The organism is Paenibacillus sp. JT22N12, assembly GCF_056269365.1.
On record NZ_JBWDNU010000001.1, the window covers coordinates 145,517 to 168,014 of the forward strand.

The following is a 22,498-nucleotide window of genomic DNA, read 5'->3' on the forward strand; positions in this document are numbered from 1 at the left end:
GAGTGCTGCGTTACCTCCCCTTTCGCATGATCTTCATAACGCTGCGTACTGCAGCGAGCATGTACCTCGATTGTACGCACCAGGGAGCCCTGCGCCTATCGTCTATATTTCGGAATATTCTCTCTATTGCGAAAAATCCGCAAAATAGTGAAGTTTTCGTAAAAGAGAGGATCCGCAAATTTTTCTTCCTATGGTATACTTTGTACTAAATTAAGTTGAAGGGTGGGTTTTGCGTGGAGCTGATAAAACCTTTCCTGAAATTAAAAGCGAATTCGTTATTTATCAGGCTGTTTACAAGCTTCTTAATCGTGATCGTCATGCTGGTGTCCTTCAACTTCTTCTCGATGACCTTCTCCAAGAACAAGATCCACGACGAAATTATCAACTACAATATGCTGAACCTGACGACGACAACAGACAGCTATGAGAAAGAATTCGAGCTGATCCGCAACCAGTTGCTCACCTTCTTCTTTAATGAGAACGTGCAGCAGATTTATTTTGATCAGCAGGCCGTTAATTACGACACCGCAGCCAAAACGGTGCAGGACATTCGCCAAATGACCTTGAATCCCCTCCTGTACGTAAACAACGTTATTCTCTATTACAAGAAAACCTCGCTGGTGCTGGACAAGAGCTCGGTATCGAAAGACAGCACGTATTTCAGCAAATTTTACGCCAGCTTCGACTACCCGTCCGAGTTTTGGAGCAGACAGTTTGATAAAGACACACGCTTCGAGGTATACCCGCCCGCTTCCTTCTACGAAATCCCCTTCCAGGGTGAATACAATCCGTTGGGACAGCAGATCCCGGTCGTGGTGAAGGCAAGCCTGTATCAGGATTTCTATATGGCCGCCTTCCTGGATGTACAGAAAATGTTCCAGGCTTTTCACTTGTCCATCAACGACAACTTCTTCATCCTCGACGGCAGGGGCAGAAAGCTGTTCTCCTCCTCGTCAGCCTCCGATATCGGGTCCTTGCCGGCGTTCGATAACACCAAGACCTACCTCAAGAAGGGGAATTACTATTTCTTCTATAAGAAAGGATCCTTATCGGGGCTTACGTATGTAAACGTCGTTCCCGATGCCTATGTGGCGTCCCAGGTACGGCTCAATGTATCCCTTGTAACCCTGCTTATTTTCACAATCGGCATCAGTATCGTCACCTCGCTATTGTTCAGCATCAGCTTCAACAATCCAATCCAGCGCATAATCCAGTCGATTAAACAGCTTAACGCGCTCGTTCCGATACGCAGCCGGATCAGTGAATTCAATACGATCAGCAGTCAGATCAACAATATTCACAAAGACTTGAACCATAAAAATTCGCAGCTGAAGAGCTTCGCCTATATCAGCAGCCTGAAAAGAATCCACAATAACATCGAGATGGACTTTACGGACCAGTCGTTTGTATTCGTTGTTTTCGAATTAACGTATAAGGGGCGCAGCGGCGACTGGAAGCGGACGGAGCAAAATTGGGCGTACTATGTGAAGGAGTTTGTCGATTACAACTTCAAGCTGCATTTCCGGGAGCCGCTCACCTTCCAGATCGAAACCAATCAGGTGCTGTCGTTTGTTTTTATGGATGAAACGGACAAGCCGGCGCTGCAAGGCCTGCTTGAGAAATTGAAGCAGGTATTTGAAATCGACAAGGAGGAGGGCTTCATCACGATCGCGGTCAGCTCGCTGTATGCCCATGCGGCGCCAATGACCGAGGCATACGAGGAAGCGCTCAGTCTGATCAGGCAGCGCAGCCTGAACGGAGATACCCAAATCATTACAAGCGGGCAAGCGGCGGAGCCTGCGCCCATGCTGCTGTCGCCGCAGCAGGAGCAGGAGTTTTACTTGAATTTACAAGCCGGCAACGAGAGCGAAACGCTTCAGATCGTACAGCGTCTGCTGCTGCAGCTGAATAAACGGTCGGCTTCGTCCGCCCAGTTTTACCGCTTTGCAGAAGAAATTATCCAGAAAACGGTGAAGACGCTCACCAGCATGCAGGTTGCCTTCCATCATCTGACGACGCCGGTCCCGCTGCAGGAACGGCTGAGCTGCTGCTACAGCTATGAACAGCTCTCTTCCTTTCTCGATGAATTTCTGAGAGCGGCGACAGAGCTGGTTAACAAGAAGAAGGGGGAGCGTGATCCGATCACGGCTTTCGTGGTGGAATATTTGGAGCAGCATTACGACGGAGATATTACGCTGGACCTGATCGCCGACAAGCTCGGCATCACGAGCGGCTACTTATCGACCTACTTCAAGGATAAAACGGGGGTTAACTTCATTGACTTCCTGAACGACCTGCGGATACGCAAAGCCAAAGAAATGCTTCTTTATTCCAATTGCAAAATCCAGGAAGTCGCCCGCAAGGCGGGCTACCAGAATATGAACTCGTTCAACCGGATGTTCAAAAGATTTTCCGGCATTACACCTGGAGAATTCCGCAAATCCCCGTCGTATGGACAGGGAATCAGAGATTCAATCGTCAAAAAAGAGGCGTAATCGCTCACGCCTCTTTTACTGAAAATCAGCTTTCCGCTATGCAAGAGCATAGTCCTTCAAGATGTCTTTCACCTTCACAGGGGCGCCAAGCTCCATGCTTCGTTCCATGGCCGCCATAATTGCCAGCGTATGACAGCCTTCTTGCAGATCAGGCTTCGGCACCTCGCCCTTATCCAGACACTCCGCAAAATATTCAATGTAATTCTGATACTCGCCCGCATGATGGCTCTCCCGCTCGAAGCGGAAATAATACGGATGCTTGTCTTCGAACGAATGCGTAACAGCCGGCTCCGGCGGAAAATGAGTATGGTACAGCAGCTTGGAATAGACCGCGCGGCTTGTTCCCTTCGTTCCCCGCAGCGTGCAGCTGATTCCCGGATCGACGTTACGGAGAGCCGGCTTCGTATAGGAGCCGCTCACTTGGGCGATGCGTCCTGCTGTGTCCTTCAGGAGAAATCTCATTGTATCGGGAACAGTCAAGCCGAACTCCTTGTTTGTCGTGCTGGAATGCCCATAGCCGAATACCTCCTCAATATCCGGCAAATACCATGCAGCCAGATCCACCGCGTGAATCATAAAGTTGTACATCCAGCTGAAGCCCTGTTGCCGGCTCCAGCCCTTCTTCAGAAACCACCGGGAGTCCGAGATATAATACGTCTCCACCGTATCGATTTCGCCGTGGCGGCCGGCCAGATAGTCGCTGCGCTGATGAAGCATCGGCTCGAAGAAGCGGCTGCTTTGCCCGACAAACAGATGTTTTCCGGACGCCTCCGCACTCTCGAGCAGCTCCCTGGCCTCATCCAGTGAAGTCAGCATCGGCTTCGTCACGATGACGTGCTTGCCTGCATCCAGTGCCTGCTTGATATGACTGCCATGCAGCTGGTCGGGCGTGTATATCGCGATGACATCAATATCCGGATCATTCAGCAATTCCGCGTAGTCAAGGGTGTAACGGTCCAGCCCGAATTCGCCAGTGCGGGTTTTGCAGGCTTCTTCATTAATATCGCACATGTTGACAAGCTCCCAACGGTCGCTCTGGATCGCCGCTGACAGAATGCTGCGCCCTTCCCCAAGTCCTATAACGCCCAAACGGTATTTTTTTAGCATTGTGTCCATTCATCTCCATTGCATAATAGGTTCAGCCGTACAGCCAATCCAGGGAACGGGTGCTCTCGCTTAGCGGGGATACGTCCCGCTCATTTACAGGCTGGTCGGCCGGGATGATCCCGACAATTGTATAAGCGCCCTTGCCGAGATTAAGCGTATGCCGCCCGGCTTCATACAGGAATGCATGAACGTTGACGCTCGGGTAGAAGCCCGGCTTCACGCCCTTCCGCAGCAGCGGAGCGAGGCCTCCGCGGTCGTCGGCATGCGTATTCTCATCAAGCGTCGGCACCTGCAGCCATTGCTGCTCTGACGAGTTGAAGTACCCCACAAGCACGCGGGCGGGCACGTTTATTTCAAACTCGACGGCAATGCCCTTCTTTGCCGCCTCTTCGCGGCTGAACCGGATTCCAGTCAGTCCGCCCAGCTCCTCTGCGCAGCTTTGCGCAAACACATCCCCGTCGGTAAACAGACAGCTGTTTTTTTGGACTGTATACGTTTCGGCATGCGGAGACAGCAGCGTGAAGGCTGCCTGCCGGTACGGCTCGATTGTTTCCTCGCTTGTCACCTTCATCGGAAGCTTGCCTGCCTTCAAGTCATTCACGCGGGCGGTAAAATGGTTGAATTCGTCCTCATATACGGGAAGACAATCCGTCCAGTGCTTATACTTCTGCCCGTTCGGAACCGGAATTTTGCGGTGCGGCGTCTGCATGCTGTTCGCATACAGATAGGTTTTCCCGGTCAAGTCCGTAAGCTTCCGGTACCACTCCAGGCTCTCCTTCAAATAGACCGCCGCCTCTTCCAATATATCCACCCGCTCCGTGTAACTGCCGTTGACCGTATTCTTGAACAGCAGCACCTTGACGGCGGCCCGCACCTTGGCTCCGTATGAGGAGACCATGTATCGGATCGCCTCAATATCAGTTGCGATTCGTTCGAACTCCTCCGCGTTGCGGCTGACGTGAGGACGTGCCCGTACAATCGCCTTCCAGGCGATATCGGCAAACATCTCGGCCGCCTCCACCACATCAAGCGGCGTTTCCCCGATATGCGGCTCTCCCTTGACCTCCCTCTCGGCGTATAGCTCCAGTCTCTCGCCCTGCGGCGCATGGTCCTCCCACAGCGCCTTGTAGGGCGAGTACCGGTCCGGATTGGTCAGCTGGCTCATCGTCATGCCGAGCGACAGCGTCTGCCGGTTGCCCTCCGTAATGCCGAACCGGCGCAGCAGCCGGGGCGCGCATTCGCCAAACGCATCATAGGCTTCCAGCAAAGCGGCCCCCACTTCCCGCGAACCGAACCTGTCGGCGAGCTCATCTGTCCAGTAATACTGTTCGGTTTCCGCATCGCGGTCCGGATTCCAGGCATACCGTGCCCAGGCGGCGTACCAGATCCAATCGCGGTCTGCCTGCTTGAGTCTCGGCGCTACCTTATCCGCGCTGTACGGCCAGTCCCAATAGAACAGCGGGTAAACATGCAGGCCGTTCGCCTGCTGCCGGTGCTTCGCCGCCTGCATGCTCTTCTGAATGAAGGATGGCGCACCGTAGCGGAACGGCTCCAGATTCGCCAGAATGTGAATGTTGACGATATGGACAGACTGCATGGAGCTGAGATTATTATGCGTCTCTACCCACCCGCCTCTCGGCGTCCAGGTCGTCAAGGATTCCCCGTTGTATTTCGCTTCGGTATACAAATTCGAGTACAGCGGCAGCGCCTCCTCGATAATCGGCTCGGCTTTGACCGCATGCGCCCTGAGAATAATCGGAGGATTCTCCTTCACGCTCACATCCTTGAGCCCCTCCTTCATTCCAGCAATGATCGTTTCCCTGAACCATTCGGAGCCGTATACGCCCCCATGAAGCGCTTCGCCCAGACAAAGCATGATGCCGACGTTCGGGAACGACCGGACGAATTCGGCGATGGATTTGCGAGTATAATCCGCGGTAATCGGGAGCGGTTTCGGCTGATGCAGATCGAGCCCGTGCTTCTCGGCAAAGGGGAGGGGAATATGAATATTATAGAAATTCAATACGACCCAAATCCCGCGTTTGTCCGCCTCGGCCGTCAGCCAATGGAACATCGAAACATTGAGCCGGTACTCCTCCTCCGTAACCTCCAGCGCCTCCGGATAGTCCTTAAGCTTCACCAGCGAAGCGAACGGGTGTCCCGACCAGATATAGACGACGTTGCTCCGCTGCCCGCAAAGCATATCCAGATAGTCCAGCCACATGTCCTTATCATAAAACCACGGGAAGCGCTCCGGCGTGATCGGGTACTCATAGGTTCGGCGCGGCGGCTCGATCAGCGTCTTCTGCAGGCCCAGCACCGGCCCTCGAAGCTTGAATTTCGGCGTTTCGCCCTGCGCGAGAAGCTCCGGAATCCGCCCTGCCCTGCGGATTTGCCGCGCCAGCTCCTGTGCGCCGTACAAAGCCCCGGTATCGCCTCCTCCCGCCACGACAACAATATTCCCCGGGAGCGTCGCCAGGTAGAAGCCTTCCTTGCCCGGCGCTTCCGAATGATAAATGAGAACCTCCTGTTCCTCCAGCGCGCGGATGAACGCCGACTCTTCCCGGCTGCCGACATAAATCTTGATTCCTTGCTGCTCCCGGTATGAATAGGCCGTCCATGGCGCGTCCGCCCGCTCTGCCCGATAGCCGCAATCCTGCAGACCTTCCGTCAACAGCTTCAAGCCGTGAATCAATCGCGGCGAAGCATTGTCCTGTACGTTCAGATATACCTTCTGCATGCCTAACCTCCAGCGTTATGATTGAACTTCCGTACCGGCCAGGATCCAATATTCGGGCCGGTTTATACGATTCCCCGCATCAGCTGCGTCTGCTCCCAACAAAATCACTATTTGGCGGTATGCACTTCGGCGTGCAGGGTCCGCCCGGTCTCATCTGCTTTGCAGAACCGGATTTCGGTATCGCCAAACCGCTGGCGCCAGCTGTCTGCTGCCCCCAGATAGGGGGCGGCAAGCTCGCGCACGTCATCGCTCAGAAAATCCCTGGCGGCAAGCCATACGCCGCCGTTTGCGAAGCGCCGGCTTTCCTTCATGGAAGCGGGGAAAAGCCACTCGGCGGCGATGACGACGGCCCCTTCCTCCGACCGGCGTCTGATTGCGGCGAGCGTACCGGCCGAGAGCCGGGAACCTGCCGCGATGATCAGCTTCGGGCTGCCAAGCTGCTCTTCCCGGACATGCTCGTCGAAGACAAGGACATTGTTCACGGGATGGAACAGCTGATGCATGGAAGTCTGAGGCAGCTCCATGCAGCCGCCGGGAAGCGGATAGGCCTCCGCCGGCACCCGCGTCTTCAGCTCATGACGCGGAAACGAATAACCGGGGATATGCATGCAGCTGCCGTGCGGCGGGATCGTCCCATGGCTGAGCAGATGCCATACCGCGAACAGGCTTGCCGACGTCTGCGGCGCGGCAAGCTCCCGGTTGCCGTACAAGCGGTCGTTCTGGCCGTAATTGCTGTCCTCCGAGACTATGACGGCAATATCCGCATCGGCTTGGCTGTGCCGCCAGGCAAGCGGATGATTGGGTACATAATCTTTGACGAACCGCTCCCATATCTCGCCGAATTCCGTCAGGGCAAACCGGTTGTCCATGCGGTGCAGCAGCACGTCGACGTTCTCCGTGAAGAGATGCGTCGGGGCCATCAGGTATCCCATCCGCAGAGCCGATTCGAACTCCTCCGGCGAATGGCCGGGAAAGCCCGATATGCGGGTAAACCAATGACCGATGTCGGGTCCCCACAAATCGGCGCAGATCCACATCGGACGGCCGTATTGCTTCGCGGCCCCCAGTGCGGTTCCCAGCTGGAGCGGCTGAAACGATTCCTTCATGATCTTCGGACATATGGCCATGCCGGCCCGCGCCTTCGCATGAAACAGGACCGGAAACACATGCTCCGATACAAGCGGTGCCGCTCCGGCATCCAGCCCCTGCTCCGCCAGCAGCTGCCGGACATGCTCTGTCCGGCGGCTGACCTCTTTCACCACATGGGTATACGACTCTTCAAGTCCCATCCCGTCTGTCGCTCCCCAATGCGGGAACCAGCCGTCCTTCCGGTACTGCCTTGCATTGATTTGCAGATGCTCAGGCTCATCGTAGAGGAGCCCGATCAGCCGTCCGCTCCGGGCCGCTTCCAATATGGCTTCGTCCGGCACATCCCACCGGTTCGTCCCTTCCGTCCACGGACCGTTGATATTGCCGTATTCGTTGCCGAGGCAGACGTCCATACCGAGCCGGACCATGTCGCGGAGCATATCCGTATGGCCCTCCAGCCCCGGCAGCATATGGTGCACATAGAAATCCGCGCCCAAACTCTGGAGAGCCCTGACAAACTCTTCCCCAGTCGGCGCCGGATCCTGTGACAGATAAATCCTTCCCGTTCCGGTGCGCATAATCCGATCGGAAGCCTCCCCCGCCCACGGATCCTGCCACGCCAGGACCGGACCCTGGATGCCAAGCTTTGGCCGCCGCTCCGGCTGAGACGGTAATTGCACCATAATTGTCCTCCTTCCTATTATTGGGCTGCTCCCTCGAATATCACGGTTTCGCCGGCACGAAGCGCAAGCACGATCCTCTTCTCCGCTGTCCCGGCCATAACGCCGTCCCGATGCCAATTCGCCCTGCCCTCGAACGGATTGACCAGCCGCAGCGTTTCGTCCCGTTCACTGAATACCGTGACGGAGCGGACCCGACCGCCTTCCTTCAAGCCCGACAACAGGAACGCGCCTTCCGCGCGGATGCCGGAGAACGAAGCGTCCCCGAAGCGCCGGGCGAGCCCGCTGAACACGCGTACCTCCCCCCGGACGCACTGCACATACATTTCGAGAACGGCAGCCGCTGCAGCGATCGAAGCCTCGACCTGCATGGTATCGCCGCCGGTAAATTGGCAAAATCCGTTATAATTCGCATTGTGCCGCGTCGCGTATCCCGGCATCATGTAGACGTCCCTCAGCAAACGCAGCGACATAAGCGCCATATCGGAGCTGCCAAGACGGTTGTGCAGAATGGAAGCCCATGGCATCGACCAGCCTGCCCAACGGCCCATCCCCCGATCGACCCACGACTTGTAGGAATTCGATATAAGCTCCCTCTGCTCCGGATCCGACAGGTCCATCGTATCGAACGGGAATATCCCGGCAAGATGCGAATGGTGGCGGTGGGATTCAGCCAGAGGCTGCCCTTCCCACAGATACAGCTCAAGGCCCGGCCTGCCCCCGAACTCCTGATACTGCCGCGGTCCTGCCGTGTATGGGGGCAGCTTCGTCCGAATGTTGGCGACGAACGCAGCATAATCCGCGTCCAGCCGGTATTTTTCCTCAAGCTCCAATAGCTTCTCGCACAGGAACCGCACATTTACGAGGAAGAAAGTGGAATTGCGTCCAAGCCCATTGGGCGATGATCCGCCGTATTCCGGGGAAACCGACACCGGTAGCGAATAAACCCCGTCTTCCTTGTCCATCATTGCATGAAACACATTGAGTGTTTTCCTCATGAACGGATACACCTCGCTGACGAGGTATTCCTCGTCTCCCGCATATCTGGCGTACTGCCACATCAGCTGCGCGACCCAAGAGGTGTTCGCCTGATCGATCGTGCCCGTCCACATCCCGCCGACCGGCCGCCCGCGGTCATCGACGGAATGCCCGAGCATATAGCCGTCGTCAATGCCGGCGAACTGCCTGGCATTCAACCCCAACACGGGCTTCCAGCCGTCGATCATCCTGAAGAGCGGCTTCAGGATGTCCAGCAAATTGGAGCCGTATGCCGGCCACAAGCATTCCTGGACATTGATATTAAAATGGTAATCGCAGCTCCAGGGAGGATTGCGGTACTCCTCGGCCCATGGACCCTGAAGCGTCGGGGCCAGCTTCCCGGGCATCGAGCATCCGAGCATCCGGTATATTCCCAAATAGTACATGTTCTCAATCTCGCGGTCCGGCAGCGCGATGTCAGCCGCCTGATCCCACAAGGCGCGCCAATGCCGCTTCGTTTCGTATAAAGCTTCTTCATAGCCGGCCCGCTTGACGGCATCCAGATGAGATTGGGCCGCCTGGACGGCCAGTTCCGCTGTTTCCCCGTATTCGGCGGAAATTGCCAGCAGGTTTCCTGACAGCCCCGGCAATACCGCGCACGCCGGATCCTCCGGCAGCTCCTGTACCCATCCGTTCCCGTCCGGCAAATGCAGCACCTGCGGGGCCGGAATGCCGAAATCGTCAAAATAGGCCTTGACCTTCGCGAATGAATAGGATGGCATAGCCTCAACGCACTCAACCATGCCCGCGTCAGCCGTCAGCAGCAGTACCGGCCGGTCGATTGGTATGCTGATGCGGATGGTTTCCGCCTTCCCGTCCAGGAGGCAGAGAATGACTGCCTCTCCTTCATCCAGAACGAGCGAGGCGGATTCAATCTTCACTCCCGGCCGCAATTTAATGTCGTACCGGCCCATCGCGAGCCTTGTCGGCCGTTTTTCTTTGCCGTTCATCTCCATCGTCGGATAGAGCCGGCGGGCACCTTCGAAGTCGCCGCTTTGCAGCAGCGTTTTCAAGCGGTCGTACGTACAATCATCAGCCCGGACGGTTCCTCCGCGGTGATCCCAGTAGTCGGCCCTGTTGACGGTGAGCCTGACGGTTTGCTCCTGAAACCAGACCAGGGCGCCGAACACGCCATTGGACAGCGGCATCCCTTCATGGCAGTGGCCAGTTGCGAGCGGCCATTGTATTTCATAAGCCGGTTTGATCGGTATGGCCTTCATACCGCTCCACTCCCTTCCAATCCTTTCTCTACAAGACAAACGGCAGATAAGCTCAAAACAACCCGGGCTTCAGAAACAGCTCGATCACCGGCACCGCGACATCAGGCTTCTTGACGGGAATGCTCAGCGAGACGGTCCCGGCATCCCGGCCTTCGCTGAATGCTCCCGCTGTCATCGTGCTCTGTCTTGCGCCCTGCTTCATACGGATTTCCGAAGCGTCGTTAAGCAGCTGCGCATATTCGATTTTTCCCGCCAGGCCCTTCAGATGGATCGTCTTGAACGGCCAGCTTAATACGTGCAGGTAAAGCCGATTGGTCACGGGATTATATGTAAACCGGCAATCGTCTGGAGGAGCAATGCCTTCCGGTGCGGCCGTACAGCCATAGATCGACCGGCTGTGGCGTCTCATCCAGGCGCCTATTCCCTTCAACCGGTCCAGCGCCCGCTCGTCTATTTCGCCCCGTCCCGTGGGACCGATATTAAGCAGCAGATTGCCGCCCTTGCTCACGCTTTCGATCAGCATTTTGATCAGCATATCGACACTCTTCCACGACTCCTCGTCGCGGTAATATCCCCACGAGCCGCTGAACGTATGGCAAGCCTCCCAGACGACGGGACGGCCGTCCACCTTCACCCACTCCTTCGGCATGTACTGCTCAGGCGTGGTGATGTCGCCCTGCACTTCCAGCCGGTCGTTCAGCAGAATGTTCGGCTGCAGCCCGCGGACCATCTGCACGAACTTCTCGCTCTGCCACTCGTTCTTGCCTTTGCCGGGGAAGCCTTCCTCGGCGGCAATGGAGAAATCGAGAAACAGCAGATCGATTTGCCCGTAGTTGGTAAGCAGCTCCCGCGTCTGCCCGAACATATAATCCACATAGCGCTGAAATTGGCGCTCCCGGTCCAGCGCGACATATTCGCTGTTATAGCGCAGCGGATGCTTGACATCGACGGTGTAATCCGGATGATGCCAGTCGAGCAAGGAGTAGTACAGGCCTGTCTTCATATTCCGGGCGCGGAAAGCGTCGACCATCGGCCTCAGCAGATCGCGCCCCGCCGGAGTGCGAGTCGCTTTATACTCCGTCAGCTCCGAGTCCCAGAGGCAGAAGCCCTCGTGATGCTTGGTCGTCACGACGAAATAATTCATTCCCGCATCCGCCGCCGCCTGCGCCCATAGCTCGGGATCGTACAGGTCGGGGTCGAACCGCCGGAAATATTTGTCGTACTGCTCCGTGCTCATGAATTCACGCGACTTGAGCCATTCGTGACGGGCGCCAAGCGTATACAAGCCCCAATGGATAAACAGGCCGAACCGGTCATGCGTGAACCAGTCGGAACGTCCGGCCGTTTCAATATTCGTACTCGCAGTCATCTTCTAATATCCTCCTTCATTGCCGCTTGTTCTGTCCTGCAGCTTCGCTTTCTTCTGATTTCCCCCAATTGATACTGCCAATACGCCGGATCCGCCTGGCCCTGCTGCCCCGTCGATGTCCATTCCAAGCCCGGGCTTTGAGCTATTGGTACAAGCAGGATGCAGAACTTATTCCGCCTTCTGCAGCGCGGACCGGCCGCCGTCGACGACAAGCGTCGTCCCGGTAATGAACGCGGCCTCGTCCGACGCCAGGAAGGCGGCTGCCGCCGCTACGTCCTCCGGCTGTCCGAAGCGGCCGAGGGGACAGGTCGCAAGCATCGCCCTCGTCTTCTCCTCGCGGTTCGGAAACTGCCGCATATGCGCTTCCGAGAGCGGCGTTTCAATAAAGCCCGGGCATATGCTGTTTGCCCGGATGCCCTGACTGCCAAAATCGACGCATATTCCGTAAGCCATCGCAATCATGCCGGATTTCGAGGAATGGTACGGAAAATGATTTGCCTGCGTGCGGTAGGCATGCGTGGAGGAGATGTTCACGATGCTCCCGCCGCCGCTCTCAATCATGAACGGAATGGCGTATTTGCTGCAGTACCAGCTCCCCTTCAGATTAATCTCCATAATCCGGTCCCAATCCTCATCCTCGGCCAAGACGACCGACTTCCCTCCGGATACTCCGGCATTGTTGACGAGAATATGCAGAGCGCCGTAATGATCGTACGCCGCCTGCATCAATGAAGCCGCTTCGTTCTTCCGCCGCAGATCCGCCTTGAAGAACCGCGCGCTGCCGCCGGCTGCGGCTATTTCGCCGGCAACGTCCCGACCGGCATCGGCAATGTCGTTCACCACGACATTGGCCCCTTCCGCGGCAAAGCGGAGGGCAATCGCCATGCCTATACCGGAACCCGAACCGGTCACGACGGCCGTCTTGCGCTCCAGTCTCCCGCCGGACATAGTCTTCCACCTCTTTCTCCAGCCTTTATTTCGTCCCAAGGAGCAGGGCATCCCCCCGAATGGAGCGGATGCCCTGCTTCATCGATCGTTCCTTATTTCATCGCTTTCTCATAGATGGCCATCGCCTTGTCAAGACCGACCTTGTTCAGATCGGCGAGATAATCCTTCCAGACATCATCATTGTTGATGTCCACAACACCCATGATTGCCTTCGTCGCGAACTGGTCCGCTTCGCTCCAAACGCCGGTCATGACCGAATTCACCGTATTCGTCTCGTCTTCGGTCAGATTGGCGCTTTGCGCATACAGGGTCTCCATCGCTTTAAAGGCTGGTGCCGCCTCCTGATCAAGCTGGAAGGCGGGGTCGCCCTTCTGCGCATCGTCGTTCTTCGTCAGGTAATAGTCAAATCCGTACTGCTCGAGCACCTTCTTGCGGTCCAGACCCTCCTTGTAGACGGGAATTCCGTCCTTCATCTCGTAAGTCAGGCCCTCTACGCCCATCTGATTGAAGAGCGTGCCTACCGGCGTCGCGGACCAGTCGAGGTATTCGAGGAGACGGTTCAGCTTATCCGGCTGATCGGCCAGCTTGCTGCTGAAGATCGAGCCGAACAGCGCGAAGTCCGGTCCCTTGAACATGACGGGCGTCCTGCCGCTAGCGGGATCCTCGACGAAGTAAGACGAATATTCCCAGTCGGCGGCCGCATTGTCTTTCTCCAGGCTGATGATTTGGCTCACCCATTGGAAATCGATGACGTCCTTGCCGTTTTGCCGGTTCTGATTGAACTGGTCTTCGGTTGCTGTGGCGAAATCCTTCTGGATCAGGCCCGCCTTGTACAGCTTCGCCAGATAAGCGAGCAGCGCCCGCTGCTTGTCGGTTGCCGGGGCAAACACGAGCTGACCGTTAAAATCGGGATCATGCCAGAAGCCGGTCCAGCCATTCGAGCCTCCGAAATCTGGCGGAATGCGGAACGTATTGCCGAACGCCATTTCCAGATTTTTGACGCCTCCGCGCACTCCGATTCCAATGAAGCTGGGATTTTGCTCCTTTATTTTCAGCAGCGCCTCATACAGCTCATCCGTCGTTTTCGGGAAGGCCGTGATGCCTGCCTTGTCGAACACATCCTTGCGGTAAATCCAGGTCATCGGATCGAAGGTCGTCGTAATAAACGGCATCATATACACTTTTCCATTCACATTCGTGAATTCCTGGAGCATCTGCCACTGGTCGTCGGTGTACAGCTTGCGGTAGTTCGGCAGCTTGTCGATGTAGTCCCCGATCGGCAGCAGATAGCCGGCGGCAGCCCATTTCTTGACCGCATTCCATTGATTCATGTTCGGGATAAAATCGGGATAATCGCCTGATACGAACATGACATTGTACTTATCCATGCCGGCCGAAAGCGGGATCGCCTGATAATCCCATTTCATATTGAATTTCTGCCCGGTCTGTTTCGTATATTCGTTTGGAACCGAGTTTGGCGCGTATTTGGTTTGGCTGACGACCGTAAGATTGACCGTTTGGTCTGCGCTGTCCGCATTCGAGGCGGCGTTTGCCGGGCTGGTGGTTTCTCCCGTACCGCCGTTATTCGTATTCGAGCTGCATGCGGATACTGCGATCATCGCCGACAGGGCCAGCACTGTGGTGACCCATTTCCTTTTCCTCATTGTTCTTCGCCTCTCTCTGATTGGAATGAATGCCCGACTTCCCTTTGAATGTTCCTTCCCCGCCGCCGCACTGGAGTGCTGCACAATCCTGACACGGAATCGGCGGCTCCCGCTATAAGCGACGATCCCCCCTTTCTCCCCAAGCGTCCGGAATAAGCTGTGAAGACTTGCTCCGAATTTGCGCGGGCGGCTTATCCCTTGAGCGAGCCGATCATGATCCCCTTGACGAAATATTTCTGGATGAAGGGATAGATGATCAGCATGGGAATAATGGAGATGACAAGCGTCGCATACTGCACGCTTTGCGGGGTAATCGCCGACTGAACATCCTGCGCCAGCGTTACGTTCCCCTGAGCGGCCAGCTGCTCGGCCAGCGAGTTCTCCAGCACGATGTCCCGCAATATAAGCTGGAGAGGGTATTTTTGGAAATCATTCAAAAACATCATCGCCGAGAAAAACGAGTTCCAGTGAGAGACGGCATAGAAGAGCGAAATGGTGGCCACCGGGGCGGCTGATAACGGCAGCACGATGCGAATCAGCGCGCCGAAGTCGCTGCAGCCGTCGATCCTGGCCGCCTCCTCCAGCTCCACCGGGAACGAACGGAAGAAGGAAATCATGATGATCAGCCACCAAGGGCTCATCAGATAGGGAATAATGAGCGCCGAATAGGAGCCCACCATGCCGAGCGCCTTTACGACCAGGAACAAGGGGATGATTCCCCCGCCGAAAAACATCGGAATGACGACGTAGGTCATGAAGAAGCCGCGAAGCACCAAATATTTTTTGGATAAGGAATAAGCGGTAATCGTCGTCAGAATGACATTCAGGATCGTTCCGGCAACCGTGATGCCCACCGAATTGACGAATGACCTCGGAATGTGGACGTCTTCGAATAAAATGGTATGGTACGCGCTTAAATTGAACCCCTTCGGAAGCAGTGTAACTTCCCCGCTGGCCACGCTTTGCGGATCGCTCAGCGACACCGCGACGATATTCAATACGGGAAGCAGCGTTGCGATAACGACAATAACCATCACGATATGGATAACAATATCAAGCACCCTGGAGCCCAGCGTCGTGTCTCTGACCAATATCCTCTCTCCTCTCCCTCATGCTTACCATAGACTTTCCTCCGTCACCTTCCGGGCCAAGAAATTGGCGCTGACCAGAAAAATGACATTGATGACGGAATTGAACAAATCAACGGCTGCACCTAGGCTGAAGTCCATGCTGACCAATCCTTGGCGATAGACATAGGTCGAGAACACATCGGCGGTATCGTAGGTAAGCGGCGAATACATCAGCAGTACCTTCTCCGCGCCGACGCTGAGCACGCCCGACAAGCTGAGAATCAAGGTAATGACAATGACGGGCTTGATGGCCGGCAGCGTAATATGACGCATCTGCTGGAGGCGGGTCGCCCCGTCGAGAACGGCCGACTCGTACTGCTCGGCGTCCACCTTCGACAAGGCGGCCAGATATATGACAGCCCCCATGCCGAGATCCTTCCATATATGCGATCCGATGAACAAGCTGCGGAACCACCCCGGAACGCCGAAGAAGTAGATCGGCTCAAGCCCCAGCTTCATGAGCAGAAGATTGACGATTCCGGATTCGGGAGCGAGCATCAGCTTCATCATCCCGACGACGGCGACAATCGAAAGGAAGTACGGCAGGTAGCTGACAGTCTGGACAAAGCTCTTGTAATACCGGCTGCGGAGCTCGTTCAGCAGCAGGGCAAACAGGATGGGAACCGGAAAGCCGAAAACAATGGAATAGACGCCAAGCAGAAAAGTGTTGCGCAATAGCTGCCAAAAATACGGTCCGTTGATAAAGGTTTTGAAATTGTCCAATCCAAGCGTCCCCGCCCAGGGCGAAGAGAGAATGCTGCTGACAAAATTTTGTCCCGCCTGCAGCTGGAATTGTTTGAATGCGATCAGGACGCCATACATCGGCACATACGAAAAGAGAAAGAAATAGACCAGTCCCGGGACGAGCAGCAAAAGCAGCACTTTCTGCTGTTTCATCCGTTTCCACATATTCGCTTCGCGCCTTGCCTTACGGATCGTTCCGGCAGCAAGTGTATTCTGACCTGTACCCATGAACCAGTGGTCACCAGCCTTTCCAGTAGATTGAGCGTGAATGAAAACGCTTTATTGGCCCTAACTCTACCGGAACAAGGCTGAAATCGTAAAGGAACAGTTCATTTCGGGCATACTTTTTTTGCAAAAAGAGAGCGGAGACCCAGTAATGGCGCGGTTTTTTATAAGTTGGGCCGTATGCATGTCCTCACCTGGTGGAATTAACCCATTAGTGGGGGGAACATCTCATTTGCGGCATCCATTTCATTATTAGCGTTCTCTTTTCCCAGCTAAGCCTTAGGATTTGAGCGATTCCCGGTATGTGGTCGGCTGCAGCCCGACCGCACGCTTGAAGGCGCGCCGAAACGTCTTGTCGCTGTTATATCCGACCTCTGATGCGATATCATTGATGCTCTTCTCCGTTCCGTTTAGCAGCTGGCATGCCCGGTCCATCCGCAGCTTCTCCAGATAGTCGGAGAAGCTTTCGCCGGCATGCTCCTTGAACAGCACCGATATGAAGCTCTCGGACAGCTTGAATTGCATGGCAAGCTCGGTCAGGCAGAAGCCGGAATCCGTAAAGCGGTTATGAACGGTTTCCAGCATGGCATCCGCCATCCTGCCCTGCTTTTGTTTCTTGTTTGCGGCGACATGACCGCAAACAATGCGCAGCGCTTTCTGCAGCGACGGCCAGGCAGCTTCGGCCTCAAGCTCCTGCAGCCAAGGCGCAAGCTTTGCGCTCAGGTCTCCGAAGCTGTCGGAGCCGAACTCCATCTGCTCCAGCAGCTTCTGCAGCGTACCATGGACTTCATGGGAGAACTGCTTGGCCGTCGCAGCGTCCAGACGGCGTCCGGTAAAATTCTCTTCGCCCAGATGCCGGAGCAAATGCTCCAGCCCGTCCACATCCCCGTTCTTCGCAGTATGAAGCAGCTTAAGCTCCAGGTCGATGGGATAGTAATAATAGCCGGAGCGCTGCCCGCGGTCCCCGTACCAGATCGCTCGGCCCTGGTCGCCCATAACATGATAGTCCGCGGCTTGTCTCGCTTCATGATGGGATCGCCATATTTCGATCAATTTGTCCGTCCATCTGCCGACTCCAAGAATGAGCCGCATGCCGTTATTGCCCTGCAGCAGACGGGACTCCTTCAGCCATCTCTCCTTCAATCGCTCCCTCTCGGAATCCGCGACCGGAGCGGGGAGCGAAACGATCAGATCGGCATTGTCCGCGTTCATGTTCAACCCGTAATGAAAGCCCTCCATCAGACGTTCAATGCGGCTTAAGATAAGCGCCTGGGCTTCATCCTTATCGATGAAGCTGCCGTGATCCATCGTTTCCTTGTGGACGGACACCGTCACGGCAAAATAAGCGTCTTCCGGAAGCAGGATCCTCCCTTCTGCCAGATCAGCCCTTGCCTGCTCCTCCTCCTTGTAATAGCCCTTGAGCAGACGCTCAAGCACGGACGCCCGGAGCAGCGGCAGCTGCCGCTCTATTCTGCTGCTGAGCTCCCTCAGCGATGCGGTCAACTCGGAAAGCGGCTTGCTGTTTCTGTAGGCCATCCAAAGCGCCGCGAGGATGCCGATCCCCAGAATGACGGATGTGATGGCCAGGATCATCCGCTTGATATATTCCGCTTTGGCCAGCACGACGCTTGCGGGCATAGCCGCTACAAAGGTCCAGCCATTCTGGTCGGATTCCATATGGGAAACGAGCATTTTAGTACCGTTCAGGGTTTCGAAGGAGGAGCCGGATTTCTCCGGGTAATTCCCCGGCAGCTCCGCCATATCCACGCTCATTCCCGCGGAGAAGGCCGGAGCGATCATATGTCCCTGGTTGTCCCGGATGTAGGCGAAGCCCCCGTTCTTGGCGACCAGCCGGTGAAACAGGCGCGCGATATCGTTCTGATTGATAAAGACGATAATCGAGCCCTGCTCCTTGCTTTGAAAGCCGGTCGGAAGCGGATCCACGTAGGCGATGAGCTTCTCCGACGCATCTCCTCCGAAGGAGACATCGTTCAGATTAAAAAACTGCTTCTGGTCAATATGCCTGACCGCGTTGTCGATCCAGGACTGGAAGGGCTGCCCGTCGATCCGCATATAGTTGTCAGCCAAATCGAATGTCGTCCGGGTCGTCACGACCCACCGGCTGTTGTCCATCACGATGTATATATCCCGAAACAATTTGTTCGCGATCACATACCGGTTCAGACTGGTCCGCAGGAGCGAGAAGTTGTACATTTGCTCGGGAGTTGGCGGAATGCCTGCGGTCTGGGTCAGATTAATGATTTCGTTGTCTACCGAGAGCGCCGATACGAGATCGTCCGTCTCCAGCAGCAGCCGGTCCACGATATCCTGGCTCATTCTCAGCACCTCAAGATTCAGATCCGTAGCGTCATCAACCAGGACCTCCTGCGTCCGGTAGTATTGATAGGCACCAATCGCAATGGGAATAAACAGGATGAGCAAATATGACAGCGCAAATTTAACGAACACCGATTGTTTCGCTTCTCTCTTCGGCAAACTGGGCCAACTTCGCATACGGAACGACTCCCCTTTTCGAAACCCCTTTTAAACCGCTTACATAAACCCGTTCTAAAATATCCGATTCAGGTTTAGCGGCGATTTTGAAAATCCAGGGTTGTTTCCTTCATTATCCATGCTATCATTGGATGATTTTGAGAGTCAATTTGTTTTAAGCTTAAATCCCTCCTGTTTTTAGTTTTCTGTTAACTAAATTAAACTAAACTATTCTAAACGTTTTATTCAACTCAAACGCACTGTCCGCAGTACACCCGGCTTGCTGCCGTCCAAATTGGGATGCCGACATGATCAGCGCGGCCTGTTACTCCGGCAGCTTCCGGGAAGCCGCTACCGTTATCGTGCGGAACTCCGGAAAAATATTGCATGTCCGGTCGCCTTCCTCCGGCCGTCTGCTGGCCGTATAGTAGTGATAGAGTATACCATTATCCGTAATGACCGACGGCTTATGCGCAAAAATGGAATCAAGCTCCCCTTTCTCCCCGACTGTAATAATCGGCTCCGGATATTTACTCCAGCTCAGCAGATCGTCCGATAAGGCAATTCCCTCCTGTGCCTGCTTATAGTCGTAGCCGAAGAAGAACATAACCCAGCGGCTGCCGTCCCGCAGCACGCATGGATCGCTGACAAAGCCGCTGTCCCAGCGGTCCGGCGTCACCCTGATGACGGGATTGTGCCCATGCCGCTTCCAGTGGACAAGGTCGGTCGAGGTGGCAAGACCGGTCTGCTCAACCCAGCGTCCGTGATTCCGGTCCTTGGCATTATAGAACAGGTAGAAGCTCCCCTCATGCTCAAGCAGGCATTCCTTGTACAATCCGCCCCGCTCCCACGACTCGCCGTCCTCCGGGACCAGAACCGGATCCTTGACCCGGGTCCAATCAAGCAGACTTTCATCCTCTGTCCAGGCGAGGCCGATTTTGGCCGAGCCTTCCTCGTAGCCGTCTCCGGGATAGGAATGATAGGCGAGCCAATATTTGCCGTTCCATTTCTTGAGCGTGCCCGGCCCATGTATATCGTTGTCGCGCATGATCCAGGTTCCGGCGATATTTTTCGAATCCCATTCCGAGCCTTCGTCCCGGCGCAAAATCGTGGACAGATGCTCCCAATTCAGAAGATCGTCGCTTATGGCGAGCGCCGTTTGGTAGCCTGCCCCGTCAAAGCCGACGTACATCATATAAAAGCGGCCATTATGGCGGAATACGAACGGGCAGTCGACCGCGTGATAATCGAAGGCGCCCTGCACGCCGGAGCCGACCAGCACCGGCCTCTTCCATTTATAGGGCGTCAGGCAGCTGGCGATATCCATCATTATTACCCCCTCCTATACATTTCTTGCGCTGCTGTCAAGTGAATGCAGGCTCCGTCCCGTAACGCAGCCGCAGCGCATTGGACAGAACAAGCGCGATAATCCAGGAAGGATTCCACACATTGCTGTGGCCGCGCTGATGGTAATGAGTCTGGTAGAATCCTTCTCCCTGCTCCCCGACAACCGTAAAACCCCATTCCCCCGGCTTCGTGCAGATGCCCTGTCCCATCGCTTCCATTACGGTTTTGGCGATTTCCGAATATGCCTTGTTCCCGGTCATCCGGCCGAACCACCACAATTCAAAGGTGGGAAAAAACACATCCAGATGATGATTCTGAACACTGACACCCGGCCAGCCGACAGCGTTGAATTGGTTCTCGCGAAGCGGCGCGCCCGGGTCGTACTCTGGACTCCAGACATAAACGAACGTAAGCAGCCAATCGGCAGCCACCTCCGCCCACTGACCGTAACGGGCTTCTCCGGTGAGATCGAACAACTCAAACGCCGCCAGAAAATAATACATTCCGGCTTCCTTGTCCTCGCACCTTGCGTCCAGCGTCGACCGTGCGAACGGCCGTTCGAATGTGCGGGCATGCAGCTCATAATAGCGCTCCAATACAGCCCCGGCATGGTCAAGATACTTCCGGTCGCCGGTTGACCTGTATGCTTTGGCTGCCGCAATGACGCATGGAACGCCTGCCCCTGTCACCATGGCGTCGCAAGGACTGCCGTCCTTCAGCCAGCCTGTCGGATAGATCCCGGACGGCAGCGCAGCGCGGCAGAAGAAATCTGCGGCCTCGCGCAGCTCTGTGATCCATTGCGTGGGCACGTCCCTGCCATGCTCGCGGTACAGCAGGATGATATCGGCCAGATCCGAAATCGTCTCCCCGTAGGCCCGGCTGGCAACAACAGAGTCACCGTTCAAGGTAAAATTCCCCCATGTCCGGCTCTCCAGCTCATACGAGCAGCTTCTCAATCCCGGCACCCCGGTCCCGCTTCCCTGCAAATAAAAAGCGACCGCCTGCCCGCACCTTGCAATGCGCTCCTCGTCGCCCTGAACAAAGCCAAGCATCGCATCGCACCAGGCCAGCTTCAGACATTGTCCCGTCCATCCGTACAGAAAATGAAGAGGATGCCGGTTCACTTTGCCGAAATCATTGGAATCGTTGAATTTGATATAACCGGCAGCTCCTTCGGAGCTGCGCCAGCGGTCATCCAGCGCATTCGTCTTCAGCCGGATGATCTCGTCCAGCGTCAGCGGGCTCGCTCCCTGCGGCTCGAACAGCTGCCAGCCCTTCCGCACGGCCTCGCGGAATCCCCAGCCCGTCTGCGGGAGCCTGCCCCAATCCAGCATATAATGCTTGGTTAAGGCGTAATCCGCAGGAAAGTCCAGGTAACCGCCGGTATAGGGCTCCGTTTTGCTTTTGCCCACATAATAGACGTCCTTCCCGCCATTAAACATCAGAACGCCGCTCATGGCAGCAATCGCTGTACGGCCGTCATTACGCAGGACGCCAAGCGAGCCATAATTGCCATCTCCCTCCTCCGTGTATGCGAGGGAAGGTTCGGAAAAAAACGAAATATAGCTTGTTTGCTCCTTCTCCGTCCATTCCACGTTGACGCAGGGTATCGGCAGCCGGTGCTCCTCGCATACGAATCCCTCTTCCGCACCCAGCTTCGGGACAATTCTCCGGGGATCGGATGACGGATTATTGTTATAGATCATATGGGGAATCGTTATATTCTCCTTCTCCCGCTCCGGCAGCTCGAATACGATGCCGACGGCCGTATCGGCCAGCAGCTTCCCGCTCCTGTTCCTCCAATTCACGTTCAGATGCAGCACCTGATGCAGGCCGAACGATAATTCGACCGTCACGTCAAGATCCCTGATCCGGCCGTTTATCAGAATCGATGCAGGAGTGGATGAAACGCGGGGCTGATCCAGAAGGACGGGCTCGGCATCCCACGGTTTGCCATATGAACAGATCAGCATCCTGCTCAGCATTCCCGCAAAATAAGGGGTTGTGAGCCCCACTCCGCGCAGAATGAACCGGATGCCGTCCGGACTTTCTATAATTTCCGCTATTTTACCGTTATCTTCGCTTGTTAAGGCATGAATGGTCATAAAATCTCCTTTGAGGGTGTAGAATTTCCGCTTGCCTGGCAGAGCCGGATTTTCTACTATTATACGGTGCATGCGAGCGGCCTCTATAGGTGATAACGGCTTAT

At 55.6% G+C, this 22,498-nt stretch carries 13 protein-coding genes; 1 reads left to right on the top strand and 12 read right to left on the bottom strand.

The genetic code is table 11. The annotated features are described in order from the left end of the window. Positions 1-233 precede the first annotated feature (233 nt). Complete coding sequence (locus tag AC0YOA_RS00590) at positions 234-2,495, top strand: helix-turn-helix domain-containing protein (RefSeq protein WP_475784946.1); 2,262 nt, start codon at positions 234-236, stop codon at positions 2,493-2,495. 36 nt (positions 2,496-2,531) lie between these two features. Here the strand turns inward: AC0YOA_RS00590 and AC0YOA_RS00595 are convergent, their stop codons facing one another. From AC0YOA_RS00595 to AC0YOA_RS00650, 12 genes are all read right to left on the bottom strand, one after another. After that, entirely contained in the window at positions 2,532-3,611 is a 1,080-nt protein-coding gene (locus tag AC0YOA_RS00595) for a Gfo/Idh/MocA family protein (RefSeq protein WP_475784947.1), read from the bottom strand. Between the two features lie 22 nt (positions 3,612-3,633). Then, positions 3,634-6,342 (bottom strand): beta-N-acetylhexosaminidase family protein, encoded by a 2,709-nt coding sequence (locus tag AC0YOA_RS00600; protein WP_475784948.1) that lies wholly within the window; start codon positions 6,340-6,342, stop codon positions 3,634-3,636. 107 nt (positions 6,343-6,449) lie between these two features. Beyond that, positions 6,450-8,114: a hypothetical protein gene (locus AC0YOA_RS00605; protein WP_475784949.1), complete on the bottom strand. Its 1,665-nt coding sequence runs from the start codon at positions 8,112-8,114 to the stop codon at positions 6,450-6,452. A 17-nt stretch (positions 8,115-8,131) separates the two neighbouring features. After that, on the bottom strand, positions 8,132-10,369 hold the full coding sequence (locus tag AC0YOA_RS00610; protein WP_475784950.1) for a glycosyl hydrolase family 95 catalytic domain-containing protein: 2,238 nt from the start codon (positions 10,367-10,369) through the stop codon (positions 8,132-8,134). A gap of 52 nt (positions 10,370-10,421) precedes the next feature. Further along, positions 10,422-11,738: an alpha-L-fucosidase gene (locus AC0YOA_RS00615; RefSeq protein ID WP_475784951.1), complete on the bottom strand. Its 1,317-nt coding sequence runs from the start codon at positions 11,736-11,738 to the stop codon at positions 10,422-10,424. 168 nt (positions 11,739-11,906) lie between these two features. Further along, the gene (locus AC0YOA_RS00620) at positions 11,907-12,686 is read right to left on the bottom strand and encodes an SDR family NAD(P)-dependent oxidoreductase (protein ID WP_475784952.1); all 780 of its coding nucleotides are present in this window, start codon (positions 12,684-12,686) and stop codon (positions 11,907-11,909) included. Positions 12,687-12,778: 92 nt separating this feature from the next. After that, positions 12,779-14,350 carry an extracellular solute-binding protein gene (locus AC0YOA_RS00625; protein WP_475784953.1) on the bottom strand — a complete coding sequence of 524 codons (1,572 nt, stop codon included), beginning with the start codon at positions 14,348-14,350 and terminating at the stop codon, positions 12,779-12,781. A gap of 191 nt (positions 14,351-14,541) precedes the next feature. After that, entirely contained in the window at positions 14,542-15,441 is a 900-nt protein-coding gene (locus AC0YOA_RS00630; RefSeq protein WP_475784954.1) for a carbohydrate ABC transporter permease, read from the bottom strand. A 24-nt stretch (positions 15,442-15,465) separates the two neighbouring features. Then, positions 15,466-16,452 carry an ABC transporter permease gene (locus AC0YOA_RS00635; protein ID WP_475784955.1) on the bottom strand — a complete coding sequence of 329 codons (987 nt, stop codon included), beginning with the start codon at positions 16,450-16,452 and terminating at the stop codon, positions 15,466-15,468. A 276-nt stretch (positions 16,453-16,728) separates the two neighbouring features. Then, positions 16,729-18,963, bottom strand: coding sequence for a helix-turn-helix domain-containing protein (locus AC0YOA_RS00640; RefSeq protein WP_475784956.1), 2,235 nt, complete (start codon positions 18,961-18,963; stop codon positions 16,729-16,731). Between the two features lie 304 nt (positions 18,964-19,267). Next, the gene (locus tag AC0YOA_RS00645; RefSeq protein ID WP_475784957.1) at positions 19,268-20,272 is read right to left on the bottom strand and encodes a hypothetical protein; all 1,005 of its coding nucleotides are present in this window, start codon (positions 20,270-20,272) and stop codon (positions 19,268-19,270) included. 34 nt (positions 20,273-20,306) lie between these two features. Continuing rightward, a complete protein-coding gene (locus AC0YOA_RS00650; RefSeq protein WP_475784958.1) occupies positions 20,307-22,466 on the bottom strand; it encodes a hypothetical protein in 2,160 nt (719 codons plus the stop codon). Positions 22,467-22,498: the final 32 nt, after the last annotated feature.